Raw genomic sequence first — 17,441 nt, forward strand, 5'->3', positions numbered from 1 at the left:
ATCAATTTAAAATGAAAGATTAACTCCAATAACAGCCTGTCTCATAGAAGGGTAGTCGACGCCAGACACTTCCGGGTCCAGACCATCGTATTTGGTAAACGTAAAGAAGTTCTCTAAACTACCGTAGATTCTCACACGCTCTATAGGCAGAGATGGGAACACCGTTCTCGTAAAGGTGTATCCTAACTGGATATTCTTAATTTTAAGGAATGATCTATTCTGAATCCAGAAGTCACTAATCAATGTATTCCTGTTATCACTGAATTCCAGTAAGCGGGGATAGCGAGCTGATCCCTGAATACCTTCATACCAACGACCATCTGCTATCTTCTTGTTGAGCTGATAACTGTGGCGAACAACCGGACGAAAATAATTATCCAGCCAATAAGTTTCCACCCCGGTGACTCCCTGTAAGAGAACAGAGAAATCGAAACCTTTATAAGCCCCTCCCAGGTTCAAGCCGAAAGTACATTTCGGAGTAGCTCCATTACCGATAATCGTACGGTCATCATCATTAATCACACCATCACCATTCAAATCTTTATATAGCAAGTCTCCCAGTTCCGGACGATTAGAGGGAAATGTTTTTTTAGGCTTGCCTGTACTTGGGTCAATCGGAGTATTATCCACCAACTGCTGCACGAAGTCTAAATCCTGCTGTGTCTGTACAATACGATCAACAACATAGCCATACTGAACATTTATCGAATAACCTTCTTTAATCATATCAGCATTAGTGATAGCGCTCTCATTACCCTTAAACTTGGTTACCTCATTGTTTATAAAGGTGACATTACCATTCACGAAATAAGAGAAATCCTTTATCTTATCTTGCCAGCCCAAACTAATTTCCACACCTTTGTTCACCACTATGCCTGCATTCTGCCTTGGAATAGACGCATTCCCGTTCACAAGCGGAGCCGGAAGGTCAATCAGGATATCTTCCGTCTTTTTGTGGAAATATTCGACCGTACCGTTAAAACGGTTATTTGCCAAACCAAAATCCACCCCTACATTAAAGATTTTCGTCTTTTCCCAAGTCAGGTTTCCATTAGGAATAGCCTGCATAGCCACTCCGGTAGCTATATTATTATTCAGGATATAGTTGGATGCCGAATATAAAGATTGAGCATCATAATTACCTTCAATATCTGCATTCTTACTTCTCAACGCATTGTTACCCAACACACCATACGAAGCGCGTAGTTTCAGATTACTCAATGTCAGTTTTCCTAAAAAATCTTTCACGAAAGGTTCTTCACTGATTCTCCAGGCAGCGGAAGCTGAAGGGAAATATCCCCAACGGTTACCCTCCATAAAACGGGAAGAACCATCGGCACGGAGATTCACTTCAAACAGATATTTGTTATCCCAGTTCAATTTCAGTCGACTGAAGTAGGAACGCATCACCCATTCCACCGTATTACCTGAAGACGAAGCGGCTCCGGTGGCGCCGTCAATCACTCCTAATCCGGGATCCAGCAAGTCCTGCTTGGTTGTCTTGAACCACTTATACCGGAACAGTTCCTGACTGGCTCCCACCATAACGCTATAATCCAGTTTGGAAACCTTATTCTGATAAGCAGCAGTCACATCCATCAGATAGTCATTCCATTTATAATCACTGTTCATGATATGAGTTTTGCCAATGCCAGTAGAAGCAACCACATCGTTCAGAAAATTCCATTGCTCCAGAAATACCGGTTTAGAATCATCCGTCTTATTACGATGCATATAATTGAATGATCCGGTCAGCGTAAATCCTTTGAAAGGAGTCAATGTTCCGTAAAAACGGCTTTTCACATACCGCTCCTGGATATCTCCCGCAGTGTTATATAAACGATAAATAGGATTATTCGCCGCATTTTGTGCATCATCCTGGTCATTGTTTACAGAACCCAACCGACCATCAGGAGCGCGAAACACCATACCCGGAGAAGTAGCGGCAGCGTAAGTGAAGACATCTTCCATCTTATTCGTACCCTGCTCCGTAAAAGATACATATCCATTAATATTAGTTCCGATCTTCAACCAAGAAGTTACGTCAATGTCCAGATTAACGCGTGCTTGCGTTTTTTTATAACCAGAATTATCCATCACCCCCGGTGAGTGCAGGAAGCCAAAAGAAGTATAAAACTTGACTTTATCTGAACCACCGCTAATTGAAACACTATGGTTGTTACTCAAAGATGTTTTAAACAACTCATCCATCAGACTTGTATTTGGATATTTCAACGCATCTTTTCCTTCATTGGCACGCCACAATTTGATGGCATCATCCGAGTATTTGGTTGGCAAGTTTGAATTGGAAAAACCTTCATTAATCAATTCCATGTAATCAGCATAGTTAGACACTAAATCAAAGGTTTTTCCTACAGATTCCCAAGAGAGATAGCCATTGTAATCAACTTTTGTCTTACCCTGCTTGCCACTGCGTGTAGTAATCAAAATAACACCATTAGCAGCTCTCGAACCATAAATAGCTGCTGATGCAGCATCTTTCAAAACCGATAGATTCTCAATATCCTGAGGTTGCACGCTGTTTAATGAACCTTCTACTCCATCAATAATGACAAGTGGTGCCGAATTATTCAGGGTTCCTTGACCACGAATCATTATAGACGCCGTGTTATCACCCGGTTTGTTTGAACTGGAAGTAACCTGCACACCGGCAGCCATACCCGCCAATCCCTGTGATACATCTGTAATCGGACGGCTTTCACTCATTTCCGCCATATTGATATTGGCGACAGAACCTGTCAGGTTTACTTTCTTTTCAGAACCATATCCTACAACCACGACTTCATCCAGTGATTGCGTATCTTCCGTCAAGGCTATTTTCAGTTCCATAGTATTGCTGGCAACTTTAACTTCTTTAGTCAGATATCCAATATAAGAAATCTGAACAACACTGCCGACCGGTACATTGTCAAGCGTAAAAATTCCATCAATATCTGTTATGACTCCACTGCCCGTACCTTTTATAATTACGTTAGCACCAATAATAGGCTCACCTTGTGCATCCAAAACTTTACCTTTTATCGCTTTTTGTTGTGTGATACTCTCTACCATATCAGTATGGGGTGATATTGAACTGTTTCCTGTCGCCCATAGTGATCCGGTAGCAATTAAAGCTAACGATGCTCCCAATACCATTCTTTTGGGGAGAGAGCTGCAATGCTTGAGTTTTCTTTTCATAAATATTTTAAAGATTAGTTGTTATTAACGCTGCAAGTTTACGCCTTTTCATCTTATAAACATTATCCAAATCATCCAAAGAAACAATGAAAATTATCCGTGGACATTTTTAATAGGATTCAGGAAAATTTTCATAGATGTACACGTCATTCCTGTTTCAATGTCACATCTTTGTAAAAATACTCCTCGACAATAATCACATATATTCCGTACAATACTGCAATCCCGTTCTATTTAATAGCACTAATATTGCAGCGATAATATTTCAAAGAAGAAGTAAACCATTAAAAACAACTATTATATATGAAAACAAGAATTATCCTCTTAGCCGTCTTTTCTTTCTGCCTTCTGGGAGACACATTTGCAAAAAGAAAAGTGGAAGAACCTCCAAGCGACAGACAACAATGGGCTGACCTCTGTTATAAGATAGCACAACCCATTTTGGAAAACATGAGTAAAGGTGAACTGCAAAAGAATATGCAGTTGGAACTTAGCCCCACATGGGATGGACGTGATAAACGCGTAGCCTACATGGAGGCCTTTGGACGGCTAATGGCAGGCATCTCTCCCTGGTTATCGCTACCTGCAGATAATACAGCCGAAGGGCAGCAACGCCGCCAATTGCAGGAGTGGGCACTACAAGCATACAAGAATGCTGTAGATCCCCAAAGCCCGGATTACTTGTTATGGGAAGGACCAACCCAAATTCTGGTAGACGCAGCCTACATTGCCGAAAGTTTTCTTCGTGCGCCAGATGCCACCTGGAAGTTGTTGGATGAAACCACCCGGCAACGTTACATCCAATGTTTCAAAGGATTGCGTGTCATCCGCCCAGCTTACAATAACTGGCTGTTGTTCCGTGCCATGACCGAAGTTTTTTTACTCTCGATTGGCGAGGAAGCCGACCGATTTGCACTTACTGTGGCAGTGAACAAACTCAACGAGTGGTATTTAAGTGACGGTTGGTATTCAGACGGGCCGGAATTTGCTTTAGATTATTACAATTCTTATGTCATTCATCCCATGTATGTGGAAATATTAGAAGTTTGCAAAGCAAAAAAGTTTCAGACTCCCGTCAGCACTGTACTGGCTATTTGCCGTATGCAACGGTTCAATGTTTTCATCGAACGCCTGATTTCACCGGAAGGAACTTATCCTGCCTTCGGACGTTCAGTGATATATCGCATGGGAGCTTTCCAGACGTTGGCATTAGCTAGCTGGAAATATGGATTACCAGAAGAGCTAAGTAACGGGCAGGTGCGTAGTGCACTGAGTACAGTCATGCGGAATATGTTTAGTATAGAAGGGAATTTCGATGATAAAAATTTCCTTAGGCTAGGTTTTGCCGGACACCAGCCAGAACTGGCTAACTACTACACCAATAATGGTAGTCTCTATATGACTGCATTGGTATTTATGCCATTAGCTCTGCCTGTTACCCATCCCTTCTGGAGCGATCAAGCAGCAGAGTGGACTTCCCAGAAAGCATGGAGTGGTAAACCATTCCCAATCGACGGACATCACTCACTACGTAACGAGAAATAAAAGGAATTCAAACAAATCACTAAAAATAAATATTATGAGAAAACTTTCATCTTTATTACTTTTGCTAGTCTTATCCATCTGCTGGAGCTATGCGCAACAAGCCAAATATGTATTCTACTTTATTGGCGACGGAATGGGCGTCAACCAAGTGCAAGGTACAGAAATCTATCGGGCAGAACTGGAAGGGAAAATGGGAATTGCCCCTTTACTATTTACTCAGTTCCCCTATTCTACCGTCGCAATTACCAATTCTGCCACAAACAGGGTTACAGACTCGGCTGCCGCAGGTACAGCACTTGCTACCGGCCGTAAGACCCAAAACAGCGCAATTGGCGTATTGAAGGATCAGGAACCCCCAATTAGCAGTGTAGCTGTATGGGCAAAGAATAAAGGCTGCCGGGTGGGCATTGCCACCAGCGTCACCGTCAACCATGCAACTCCCGGAGCCTTTTACGCACATGCCGCTAAGCGTACACTTTATCACGAGATCGGAAAAGACTTATATAAGACCGGCTTCGATTTCTATGCCGGTTCCGACTTCCGGGATGCAACAGACAAGAACAATCCCACGACTGACAACTTATATGAGATGGCCGGCAAAAACGGATATACCATCGCACGCGGTTATAAAGATTATCTGAAACAGAGCAAAAAAGCTGATAAGATGCTCCTACTGCAAACTGAAGAAGCCTCTAAAAGTGAATTTGTAGCCATTCCTTATGCAATCGACCGTAAAAAGGGAGATATGACTCTTCAGGACATCACCCGTTCCGCCATCAATTTCTTGTCAAAAGATTTATCCAAAGGCTTTTTCCTGATGGTAGAAGGGGGAAGAATTGACTGGGCCTGCCACAGCAATGATGCTGCAACCACATTTCATGAAATAATAGACTTCGATAATACCATCAAGATAGCTTATGAGTTTTATTCGCAACATCCGGATGAAACACTGATAGTTGTCACTGCCGATCACGAAACCGGAGGCTTTGTACTGGGCACAGGCACTTATGACCTGAATCTACAGGTATTGAAAAACCAAAAAGTCAGCGAAAACGGCTTCACCCGTATCGTCAACGAAATGCGCGCCAAGACCAACAATCAAGTGAGCTGGGAAACCATACGACAGGCCTTGAAAGACAATTTCGGTTTCTGGGATAAGATAGAACTAACTGCCGAGCAGGAAGCCCGATTGAAAACGGTTCATGAAAAAAGCCTGATGCATCAGGAGATGAAGCTGGAAAAGAGCGAATATGCACAAGACGAACCGATAGCATCGGAAGCTAAACGTATCATCAATGAAATAGCTCTTGTAGGCTGGACCAGCGGAGGACATTCAGCCGGTTATGTTCCAGTATTTGCCATTGGAGCCGGAGCAGATCTGTTTCAAGGGCGTATAGACAACACAGAGATACCTACAAAAATCGCTCAAGCTGCCGGATATCCTATAGATTTCTAAATGATTATGAATTTATCTTAGGCACGAATTACGTGTAATCCGTGCCTAAACCTCCGAATCTTTTCTTTTCTGATAACTCTGTGGCGTACACCCGTACTGATTTTTGAAACAACGGCTGAAATACACTGGCGAACTGAATCCACAGCGATCGCTCACCTCCGCAATCGGCAAATCAGAATATCGACGAAGAAGAGTTGCAGCATGTTTCAAGCGGTAATTGAGTACAAAGTTATTAGGAGTCATGCCCGTCAAAGCTTTAAATTTGGAATACAGCAAAGAACGACCTATACCAACTTCCTTACATAATTCCGGTATATCAAAATCAGGATCGTCAATATGTTCCTCGATGATTTGTGACGTTTTGCGCAACATCTCCTGATCCAGCGGATTGATGCTGGTCAAATCTATTTCCGACAGAGGTTTCTTACGAAGCTGATGTTGTATCAGCAATCTGTTCCTTACCAGATTATTAGCTCTTGCCAAAAGCAACTGTGCATTGAAAGGTTTGCTTATATAGTCATCCGCCCCACGATTCAACCCCTCAATACTCTGCTCCGTATTGTTGAGCGCAGTAAGCAGAATAATAGGAATATGGCACAAATCAACATTATTCTTTATTTGCAGGCACATTTCAATTCCAGTCATTTCAGGCATCATAATATCCGATATAATCAGACTCGGCTTATGCTCGTAGGCTTGAGCAAGCCCTTCTTTTCCATTATTCGCCAAGTAGACTTGATAGAAAGGTTCAAAAAGCTGTTTCAAGATTTGCAGCAGTTCTTTATTGTCTTCCACCAACAACAGTTTCCTGTCGTTCTCTTTTGCCGTTTCCTGCAATAGTGAGTCTTCCGGTACAGGCACTTCATAAAAAGAGGCTATTTTCTCGCCTAACAATGGTCCTGTAGTAGTCATCATATCAGATACACTATCAACAAATTGAATATGTTCGTCTTCCTTATAGATACTCATGTTGAGCGATAAAGTAATTGTAAAAGTGCTGCCCTTCCCTACCTCACTTTCTACAGAAATTGCCCCATGATGTTTTTCTACGATGCTTTTGGTCAAAGCCAAACCGATGCCCGTACCTGGAGATTGTTCGTTTCCCTTCTGATTCCCGCCCTGATAAAAGCGGTCGAAAATACGGGCGGAATCCAAATCTGAGATGCCACTACCGGTATCGCAAATCTGTATCTTCACATTACCGTTATCAGTGGCAATTATCATACCTATTTTCCCTCCGTCAGGGGTATATTTAAAAGCATTTGAAAGCAAATTAAAAAACACTTTCTCCAATTGTTTAGCATCAAACCAGCACACTATTTCCACCGGATTGCACTGAAAATCATAACAAATGTTACGTTGATGTGCAAAGTCACTGAACGAAAGAAATATCTCTTTCAGGAATTTCCCTATATCCCGCTTCTCTATTTGCAATATAAAGCGGTTCTGGGTAAATCGTCTGAAGTCCAAAAGTTCAGAAACCAAATTAGTCATCTGCTGTGCACTCTGCTTTATTTTCAATATCTTGTTGTATACTTGCGGAGGAAGCAGCTGATTTTGCAACAAAGTATCAATATGGCTGACAATCAGTGTCAATGGAGTACGGAATTCGTGACTCACATTAGTAAAAAATACCAGCTTGGCATGATTCATTTCTTCTATATGCTGTTTTTCGATACGCTCTTTTTCCAGCGATTGCGCCAAAGCCTGTTTTGCGAATCGGTTTCGGGCATAATAAGTGATACCCGAAACAATTGTAATCATATAGAATATCCATGCCCACCAAGTGGCATACCAAGGAGTGGCAATATGAATAGCCAATTGAATAGGAAGCTGACCGGAAGCATACGCCATACGTACATAAAGTGTATAATCGCCCGGATCGAGGTTTGTATATCTGGCCTCCGGAGTCGGAGTAAATGTCCAGGCTCTATCCAATCCTTCCAATTTATATTCAAAGCCTTGCTGCGCATATTTGTTCTGATAATCAGAATGGGCAAACTTGATAAGCAGATTATTTTCTTCAGTATCCAGCATTAACTTCTTCGTAAAAGGAAGCGCTGCAGTGAGTATTTTATTTTCAGGCGACGGTTCTATCAACCGATTGTTAACATGAAGAGTAGAGAAATAAAGAGAACTTATCTCTACCTGGGAAGTATGAAATTCTTCTTCTGCCAAAAGAGTAACCCCTTTTGTGTCTCCAATATAGATTTTATTGTCCGAAGAGACATAAATCCCGCAATCCCGGATGATCGGAGCCTTGAGATAGACTTCTTTCTGTCCCAAGCTGGTAAATGACTGCTCTTTCGGATCAAAAAGTATGATTCCCCGGTCTCCGGTAAGGATAAACTTATTGCTGGCAGTCTGTTTCACATTGTAGCAATAATTGCTGGGCAATGTGCTGTTCTCCGTATTATAAACAATCATTTTTCTGGTATTCCGATCATAATACAGTAATCCGCTTCCTAACGTACAGATATATGCACCGTCTTTTGTCACCCGCACATGCGATATGCTGCCCTTATAGCCCATATCCTGCAGCTTGAGAGTACTTCTTTGAGTAACATCAGAAAGAGGGACGATCACAACTCTGTCTGCCTGGTTAGCATAGAAGTTCCCTTCTGCATCAATATCAAAATTTATACAGTAAGACTCCGGTTTGAACAGAAACGTAAAGTGATTAGTCACCGGATCGAGTTGAAAAACACCTTCACGGGAAGAAAGATAAAGTTTACCATTCCACATCTTGACCTGATAGATGAAATGGCGCGGAACCGGAGTATTTTCCAACTGATGTTCCAGATAATTATAAAAGCTTTTTTTCTGAAAATCATAACGTGACAATCCTCCTAGGTGGGTTCCGATATACAGGTAGTCATTCTCCCGGTCATAGCAGATGCTCTTTACATTGTTATGCGGAATAGAGTTCGCCCCCCCCGCCGTAAATTGATGTACCAGTTCCCAGTTTTCATTTATGCAACCTAAACCTCCTCCGTCAGTACTGACCCAAAGATTTCCATGTTTATCAGCCGTCATCTCACCAATATATGAATAATATAGGTTGGAAAGATTTCCGGCCTGGTAGTCATAGTGTACAAATCCACTGCGGTCGGGAGTAAAATAGTTCACTCCTCCATAGAAACTTCCTATCCAGATAGTTCCTTGTTGGTCAGTATAAAGAGAAAAAATGGAAGGATGATTTAAGCCCCCCACATACTGAGGTATCTGTATCAGTGTATAGGTTTGCTTCCGGACATCATACTTTTGTAAACCAACGAAAGTTCCAAACCAAATATTATGCTCATCATCCTCGACAAAGGCACGTATCTGCATATTGCGGATCCCAGCACTTCCGGTAAGTGCGTAAGGAACTTTTTGCAATACATTATCCTTGAGCCGATACAATCCTTGCATGCGAGTGCCTATCCACACTTCTTCGTCCGAACTCTCGAAAATGCAATATACATCTATATTTTCCAGTAAAAACCGGGATGGTTGGAGTGTGTTTTGGGGAATGATATACATTCCTTCCATCATGCCGACATATATATTGGTTTCGCTAATTGCCAGCGTGTTTACGGTATAAGGAGGAAGTTTCACTTTCGACCGGACGGTGTGCTGTCGGCAATCATAAGCGAAAAGAGAATCTTTCCGGGCATACCATATTTCATTCTGATAGACAGCCAAAGCGGTAGTAGTATTGTCTGTCGTATATTGCTTAAATGTGGAGGCATGAATGTCATAGCCAAACAAATTATTATCAGCTATGAAGAAAATATCGCCATCGATATCATGAACAATGAAAGGTACATAATTACCGATCCAAAGTTTTTCTCCATCCGCATCTGTAATTTCACCTTTGACATAAGTGATTTGCTCTCCATCATACATATTGATGCCTTCCTGCGTTCCAAACCACATCCGTCCCAATCCATCTTGGGCAATACTCAAAACCGAAGGTTGTGATAGTCCATTTTGCAAGCCCAAATTACGGAAATATTCGGCAGTTGCCGGAAGTGTGCTAAATAGCAAAAGAAGTAGAGATATGATTCTGTTTTTCATTAGTATGGTTTCCGCATTTTATTATAAATGCAAAAATAAGGAAAAAAGAATATAGCTCCTACTAAAACAAAGTTTATTGTTGAAAGAACTGCCCCCAAAAGTTAGACATAAAACTTTAAGAGTGCAGTTCATATCCAACTCTTGAGGGACTTTATTTTTATCTTTTAAGGCATATCCTTATTTGAAAAGCAACTGTGCCATGTGATACAAACTTCTACGCCAAGTCAGGAATTCATGCGCCGTATCGGGAGAAACGAACGACGTTGCCTTGAAACCGGCAGCCTTGAGGTCGTTCACAGCCTTAGTCACACCATCCGGATTCTCCTTGCTTCCGCAACTGATGAAGATGGATTCCACCTGCTTTTTATCCTTGATGTCGTCCGGTGCATAAGTACCACCGCTCAACAGTCCATAGTAATTGAATACCTCCGGACGGCGCAGAGTAATCAGTTTCGTCTCAAAACCACCCATAGAAAGCCCTGCCATAGCACGGTGCTTCTTGTCGGCTTGTGTACGGAAGTTACTATCAATATAAGGTATCAGTTCGTCCACCAGTACCGTTTCAAACTCCTTAGCCGTGAACTCTTTGATATGCCCAAATTTCACATCATTCGTCATACCATACGTCATTACGATGATGAACGGTTCAATCTTGCCTTCGGCAATCAGGTTGTCCATAATCAGATTCGCATGTCCCTGGTTGGACCATGCCGTTTCATCTTCTCCCCATCCGTGCTGTAAATAGAGAACCGGATACTTCTTCTTATCCTTGCCATAAGTGGGCGGTGTATAAACAAATGCACGACGGTGAGTGTCCGTACTCTTGGAATAGAAATAAACCTGCTGAACATTGCCGTGAGGCACTTGTTTCATGGCATAGAAATCTTCGTCATGAGCCGGAATCTCAATGCCGCTTTCCCATCGGCAAGAACCGTAATAATTCTTGGCGCCCGGGTCATTAAACACGCCACCGTCGATAGTGAGATGGTAATAATGGAATCCCTCGTCCATAGGGCCATCTGTAGTACCCACCCATACACCTTCTTTATCCTTGCGGAGAACTGTACCGCCACGACCACCCAGTCCAAGGCTGACAATGACTGATTTGGCATCAGGAGCAACTACACGGAAGCGGGCATATCCTTGCGAATTAACCATAGGATACTGCTGTCCGGGCTGATTAAGCACAGAAGGACGGAAATCTTCTTTCACCACAGCATTATCGTGTGCTGGATCAAAATCCTTAATGATGCTATAGACACGTTTCGGCTTATAATTTTCATCGTAAGGCAACGGATAATTGCGTGCGCCGAGCCATGAGTCGCGGTCGGAAAGATTCCAGAAAGTAACATTGTCTACCACATCCTTATGCTTGCGAAGCACTTTAAACAGGCGAGCATACTGATCTTCCTGAAGCGTTTTCACTACCTGACTGATATTGCCGCCGTCACGGCTGAAGTTGAGCTGTCCTCCCATTTCCTGATTGGCACGAATATCCAACTCGGTAATATGAATATGTTTCACTATCGTAGAGTATTTTGTCAAGGCAGCATCTACATCTTCCATGCTCGGACCGTAGACATTGTAATGTCCCTGCATGCCGATACCATCAATGGGCACACCTTCTTCCTTCATGGATTTTACCATATTATAGATACGGTCACGCTTTCCAGGATCGGCAGCATTATAGTCATTATAGAAAAGGAGTACATTAGGGTCGGCCTCACGGGCATAAATAAAGGCTTTCTTAATGAACTCGTCACCGGCAATCTGATAAAGGGGGGAATTACGATATAGACTTGGTTGCTCTCCCATGCCTCGCCGGCCACCCTGCCAGCCACCATCGGAGATAGCTTCGTTCACCACGTCCCACGCATATATCACGTCTTTATAACGTTCCACGATGGCTGTGATGTGGTGCTTCATATTTTGGAACAATTTCTCTTTCGACACAAGATTGCCTTTTTCATCCTTATACATCCACTCTCCTATCTGGGCATGCCACATCAAGCAATGCCCGCGAAGTTTGATACCGTTGCTACGGCAAAAGTTGGCGATCTTGTCGGCATTCTCCCAGTTGAACTGTCCGTAGGCAGGCTCGGTGGGTTGCGGCTTCATGTCGTTTTCTGCCGTAATACTGTTAAAGTCTTTTTTGATAATGGCAATCTGTTCGGGATTTGCGATATTACGCATATTAACAGCCACGCCAATAGAGAAGTAATCTTTATAAGCATCCTTCAATCCTGTTTCGCCGCTTTGTGCGAACCCGTTATTTGCGCCTATGGTAAATGCCAACGCGCAAAGGGAAATTTTGAATAAATGTTTCATCTGATAATTATTTAAAAGGTTTTTCATTGTATATCTATTCATCTACAATTTCATGTATTTTTCCATGCATATCACTCACTAATTGGAAACGGTTACAAAAGAATGCTTTTTTCAGAGAGATTCTTCATATTTGTGTAACACGTTTTTTCGTTTATGTTACCTCCTTTAATAAAAGTGAAGGAAAATGGGTTCTCAAGGGCAATATCGCCACTGAAATGAAGAGATAAAGATGATTGTAATCAAAACGAAACATGCATGACACAAAAACATAACACACATGTCTGAACTTTGCCGCCATTAATTAATCGACTACAACTAATGATTATGAAGAAAAGCGTATTCATGCTGCTCATCACCCTGCTGTCACTGGCAGCAAACGCCCAGACGCCGTACCGCAACGAGGACGGAAAGAAGATTGATAAAGAAGAGTTGGAAACAAAGGATTACCTGCCGGAAATACACGGTACTATCCGTACTAAGTTTGAGTATCAGACTGAAATGGCTGCCAGTCGTTTCGAAGTACGCAACGCACGCATCAGCATTACCGGAAATGTATTGCCTATCGTAGCTTATAAGGCGGAAATTGATCTCTCCGATGAAGGACAAATCAAAATGTTGGATGCCTACGCCCGCCTTTTCCCGATAAAAGACCTGACCGTCACCGCAGGACAAATGCGAGTACCATTTACAATCGACGCCCACCGCTCTCCACATCAGCAATATTTCGCTAACCGTTCGTTTATCGCGAAACAAGTTGGTAATGTACGTGACGTTGGTGTTACATTGGGATATAAATTCGGCACAGGAGTACCTGTAACCTTAGAAGGCGGACTCTACAATGGTTCGGGACTGACTAATCAAAAAGAATGGCACAAAGAGGTAAACTATTCCGCCAAAGTACAATTCCTTTTCGCCAAAAAGCTGAATCTGGCTTTAAGTATACAGAGCATCCAGCCACAAGAGGTAAGGATAAACTCGTATGATATCGGTGCTTTCTATGAATTCGGACGCTTCCATATTGAAGGAGAGTATTTGTACAAAACTTATGCAGACAATGCCTATGACAACGTGCATGCCGTAAATAGTTTTATCAATTACGACCTCCCTTTACGAAAAGTATTCAACAAGATGTCCTTTCTGGCACGCTACGACATGATGACCAGCCAAAGCGATGGGAAAGCCATTGATGAAGAAACCGGCGCTTTGACTACCACCGACTACAAACGCCACCGTATAACCGGAGGTATCACTTTCAGCCTCAGCAAAGCGTTCCGTACAGACCTCCGGCTGAACTACGAAAAGTATTTCTACGCCAAAAACAGTATTGCCAAAGAGTCTGAACAAGATAAGATTGTATTGGAACTGATGGTGAGGTTCTAAGGCACGCAAAACTTTGAAATAATCAGCCCCGCCCAGGCCGGTACAGGATACCGAATATATTAATCAAATACCCTGTCAGACAAACGATGGGAGCTACCCTTATACGCAATCCGCTGAATATATCAGGGTTGTAGGCGGCGGGGGTACTCCCCTCACCGCTCATGAACAGATATCCTACTATTATTATTACCGAGCCAATTAGCAGAATCACATAATTTCTCCTGCCAAATACCGTTTCTGTCTCCTTCTGCTTCATTATTTTTGATCCCATATTCTGCTTTTGTTTTTAGTTCTTGTAACCCATGTTTGGAGCAAATAGTGCATATTTATCTTCAAACCGTCTGTTGCTCTCTTTATATCTCTCTTCATCTACCTCCTTCAGAAGTTCATTACATTGGTTCCATTGCCAGAATTTATAGATACAATCATTGTGGACCATTTCCATACGGTTTCCCTTTAATGAAAAAGCCCAGTTGATATAATCTTCCGCTTCGGCTATCAAATGCTCTGTCAGGGTTATCGCTTTCATCTTTTCGCCCAATGCGGCATAGGCTGTTGCTATGCTATAAGAACCGCTTTCATACGTTTCGGGAACATTATATCCCGGAACAGCCTGTTCCGCATAAGCAAGTACTTTCTTTGCACGCGCAGGGTCTCCTTGTATTATCAGTTCTTTGGCCAGTTGCGCGAAAAGCCTGCGATGATACCAACACGTACGCAGGGTTGTTTCATCCAGATAGAGCCCCGGGGTATTCAGCCCGCCATATTTATATCTGTTCATTACATTGTCATAAAGCCTTTCCACATCTACTGCATAAGGCCTGTTTTCGTCGGCATCTCCCCACTTCTTATAGTTAAAAGGCGTAAAGCGGAATGCTAATCCTTCCTGCACAAAGTAATTGTCAAACTTCAGTTTACTGACACTCCCTACGGAGATTGCAAGGTAAAGCGGACGTTCCCAATTACAGTTCGCCAGTATCTCCAGCATCAGTAAATCTACTTTGTTCAGCATACGTATATCTTTTAAAGGAATATAAAGTTTGTCCGGTATCGCATCTTTCAGTTCTTCCCCCTTCAAATGCCGGATTGCTTCAGGAAGCATGATTCCCGAACGAAGCAGCGCGTCCTTATCAATATGGATATTTATCGTATCCGTAGGGATTACATTAAATTCCTGTCTCTCTGAGAATATCCAATATTTCAAGATATTTTTTATTTCAAACGGGTCTTCTCCAAAGCTGTCACGTGCTTCCTCCGGATTTCTCCGGTACAATTCCTCTATTTGCTTTTTCAGTTCCGGGCGTACGACCACATATTCGTTTTTACCTTCCTGATATTGATTCTTATTCCAACTTATAGGTAGTCCGGGAGCATCATACAACGGACATTGCTGTTGATAAATATACCAATCGGTCTGTGCGTAGCTTAGGTTGCAGACACGTGCATCCCTGCGCACTTCCTCCGTATCCTGATTATACCACAATGGGAAAGTATCATTATCCCCGTTACAAAAGATAATCGGATTTCCCGTATCGGGAAGAGTCATCAGATAGTTAGCCCCAAAGTCGCGACAAGTGAAACGGGCACTCCGGTCATGGTCATCCCACGTCTGAGTGGCCATTTGCACCGGAATCAATAAACAGATTGTCATTAATACACCAACCTGTATCGTAGAAGTCGTTTTCCGGCGAAGCACATCACACAATCCGGCAGCACCTATCCCTATCCAGATAGCAAAAGTATAGAACGAACCGGCGTATGCATAGTCCCGTTCGCGCGGCTGACCGGGTGTTTGATTCAGATAAAGCACAATAGCCAATCCTGTCATAAAGAAGAGGAAAAACAGTACACTAAACTGCTGTTTGCCTTTCTTGCTGCGGTTCCATTGCCAATAGATGCCGAACAGTCCTAATAATAGCGGCAATCCGTAAAACACATTGTGCCCTTTGTTCTGGCGCAGGGATTCCGGCAACAAGCTCTGGTCTCCCAATCTTAAATTATCCAACCAGGAAATTCCTGTTATCCAGTTCCCATGTTCCGGTTCGCCACTTCCCTGCACATCATTCTGCCGTCCTACAAAGTTCCACAAGAAATAGCGCCAATACATATAATTGAGTTGATAGGTAATGAAATAAGTCAGGTTTTCTTTTTGTGTGGGAGCGGCCTCGTTTCCTCCTGTCCAATTTTTGTAAGAAGAAGCCATGCGCTCACTCCACATCCGGGGAAACAGCATATTCTGAGTATAGCACACATCTTCTTTATGCCGGATTATTTTATATTTGCCTTCTTCTTTATCCGGGCGATATACAGCACTCCCCTTTGTGGTTTTTACTCTGTAATAGTCACCCTCGGGCACATATTCCGGTTCGGAAGCGTAGGTTTTTCCATAAAGCAGGGGAGCACTTTCATACTGCTCTCGGTTCAGATAACTTTTGAGCGTAAAAATATTGTCCGGCGCATTCTCATTAAGCGGAGTATTGGCGTTGGCACGAATCAGTATCACCGCATAGGTGGTATAACCTACGGTGAGCATAAGCAAGCACCATAAAGAAGTATGCAACATACGTTTTCGGAAACGATAAATGGCTCCGGCCAGTACGAAAAATGTTAAAGCTAAAAAGCTTATCAGCCCTGTGTGGAAAGGAAGCCCGAATACATTGACAAAAAGCAGTTCGAACCAGCCTCCCATATCAGCCATGCCCGGAATATAAACAAAAAGAATAAATATAATGAGAAGACCGGATATAGCAATTGCCGCAGCTACTCCTTTAAGCGATATCGTCCGATATTTCTGATAATAGAAAACCAACACAATAGCCGGGATACAGAGTAAATTAAGCAAATGCACTCCGATTGACAGCCCTATGATATAAGCTATCAGGATAAGCCAACGGTCGCCATATACCGAATCCGACTCATCTTGCCAGCGAAGAATCATCCAAAACACCAGTGCCGTAAGAAAAGAAGAGAAGGCATAGACTTCACCTTCTACCGCACTGAACCAGAATGTGTCACTGAATGTATATGCCAAGGCTCCAACAAACCCTGCCCCCAGAATGATAATAACATCCGCCGTCGATAAATTCTGCCCATCATTTATTATCAGGAACCTTACTAAGCGGGTGATACTCCAAAAAAGAAATAAGATACAACCGGCACTCAGCAACGCATTCAGAAAATTAACCATCCAGGACACTTGTGACGGATCGGAAGCAAACTGAGTAAACAAGTTTCCAACAAGCATATAGAAAGGTGCACCCGGCGGATGCCCCACTTGTAACTTTTCGGCACACGAGATAAATTCGGGACAGTCCCAAAAACTGGCGGTAGGTTCAATCGTCATTCCATATACAAAAGCTGCTATCACAAAGACAATCCACCCACTAAAATCATTCCACTTTTTAAATAATAAGTTGCTCATTGTTCTGTAACTTTTTTGTTTGCAAAGTTATAGAACAGGCCTATAAAAGAG

8 protein-coding genes are annotated in these 17,441 nt (G+C 42.7%); 3 read left to right on the forward strand and 5 right to left on the reverse strand.

The window, feature by feature from the left end; translation table 11 throughout:
• Positions 1–6: 6 nt before the first annotated feature.
• Positions 7–3,198, reverse strand: coding sequence for a SusC/RagA family TonB-linked outer membrane protein (locus K6V21_RS01145; RefSeq protein ID WP_224320599.1), 3,192 nt, complete (start codon positions 3,196–3,198; stop codon positions 7–9).
• Between the two features lie 303 nt (positions 3,199–3,501).
• Here K6V21_RS01145 and K6V21_RS01150 point away from each other — a divergent pair, with 303 nt between their 5' ends.
• Complete coding sequence (locus K6V21_RS01150) at positions 3,502–4,743, forward strand: DUF2264 domain-containing protein (RefSeq protein WP_224320600.1); 1,242 nt, start codon at positions 3,502–3,504, stop codon at positions 4,741–4,743.
• Positions 4,744–4,777: 34 nt separating this feature from the next.
• Positions 4,778–6,199, forward strand: a complete 1,422-nt coding sequence (locus K6V21_RS01155; protein ID WP_224320601.1) for an alkaline phosphatase — start codon at positions 4,778–4,780, stop codon at positions 6,197–6,199.
• A gap of 45 nt (positions 6,200–6,244) precedes the next feature.
• On the opposite strand, the gene K6V21_RS01160 is transcribed toward K6V21_RS01155, so the two are convergent.
• The gene (locus K6V21_RS01160; protein WP_224320602.1) at positions 6,245–10,261 is read right to left on the reverse strand and encodes a hybrid sensor histidine kinase/response regulator transcription factor; all 4,017 of its coding nucleotides are present in this window, start codon (positions 10,259–10,261) and stop codon (positions 6,245–6,247) included.
• Between the two features lie 177 nt (positions 10,262–10,438).
• Positions 10,439–12,589 carry a bifunctional endo-1,4-beta-xylanase/feruloyl esterase gene (gene xyn10D/fae1 / locus K6V21_RS01165; protein WP_224320603.1) on the reverse strand — a complete coding sequence of 717 codons (2,151 nt, stop codon included), beginning with the start codon at positions 12,587–12,589 and terminating at the stop codon, positions 10,439–10,441.
• A 324-nt stretch (positions 12,590–12,913) separates the two neighbouring features.
• On the opposite strand from xyn10D/fae1, the gene K6V21_RS01170 reads away from it, so the two are divergent.
• Complete coding sequence (locus K6V21_RS01170; protein WP_224320604.1) at positions 12,914–13,969, forward strand: porin; 1,056 nt, start codon at positions 12,914–12,916, stop codon at positions 13,967–13,969.
• Between the two features lie 22 nt (positions 13,970–13,991).
• On the opposite strand, the gene K6V21_RS01175 is transcribed toward K6V21_RS01170, so the two are convergent.
• Positions 13,992–14,240, reverse strand: coding sequence for a DUF3098 domain-containing protein (locus K6V21_RS01175; protein WP_224320605.1), 249 nt, complete (start codon positions 14,238–14,240; stop codon positions 13,992–13,994).
• 15 nt (positions 14,241–14,255) lie between these two features.
• Positions 14,256–17,390: a DUF2723 domain-containing protein gene (locus K6V21_RS01180; RefSeq protein ID WP_224320606.1), complete on the reverse strand. Its 3,135-nt coding sequence runs from the start codon at positions 17,388–17,390 to the stop codon at positions 14,256–14,258.
• Between the last annotated feature and the right edge of the window lie 51 nt (positions 17,391–17,441).

Source organism: Bacteroides cellulosilyticus (assembly GCF_020091405.1).
GTDB lineage: Bacteria > Bacteroidota > Bacteroidia > Bacteroidales > Bacteroidaceae > Bacteroides.

Bases quoted from the DNA above. Each gene is read 5' to 3' on its own strand.
- K6V21_RS01150 (WP_224320600.1), top strand. From the start codon at position 3,502: ATGAAAACAAGAATTATCCTCTTAGCCGTCTTTTCTTTCTGCCTTCTG.
- K6V21_RS01170 (WP_224320604.1), top strand. From the start codon at position 12,914: ATGAAGAAAAGCGTATTCATGCTGCTCATCACCCTGCTGTCACTGGCA.
- K6V21_RS01160 (WP_224320602.1), bottom strand. From the start codon at position 10,261: ATGAAAAACAGAATCATATCTCTACTTCTTTTGCTATTTAGCACACTT.
- K6V21_RS01175 (WP_224320605.1), bottom strand. From the start codon at position 14,240: ATGGGATCAAAAATAATGAAGCAGAAGGAGACAGAAACGGTATTTGGC.
- xyn10D/fae1 (WP_224320603.1), bottom strand. From the start codon at position 12,589: ATGAAACATTTATTCAAAATTTCCCTTTGCGCGTTGGCATTTACCATA.
- K6V21_RS01145 (WP_224320599.1), bottom strand. From the start codon at position 3,198: ATGAAAAGAAAACTCAAGCATTGCAGCTCTCTCCCCAAAAGAATGGTA.
- K6V21_RS01155 (WP_224320601.1), top strand. From the start codon at position 4,778: ATGAGAAAACTTTCATCTTTATTACTTTTGCTAGTCTTATCCATCTGC.
- K6V21_RS01180 (WP_224320606.1), bottom strand. From the start codon at position 17,390: ATGAGCAACTTATTATTTAAAAAGTGGAATGATTTTAGTGGGTGGATT.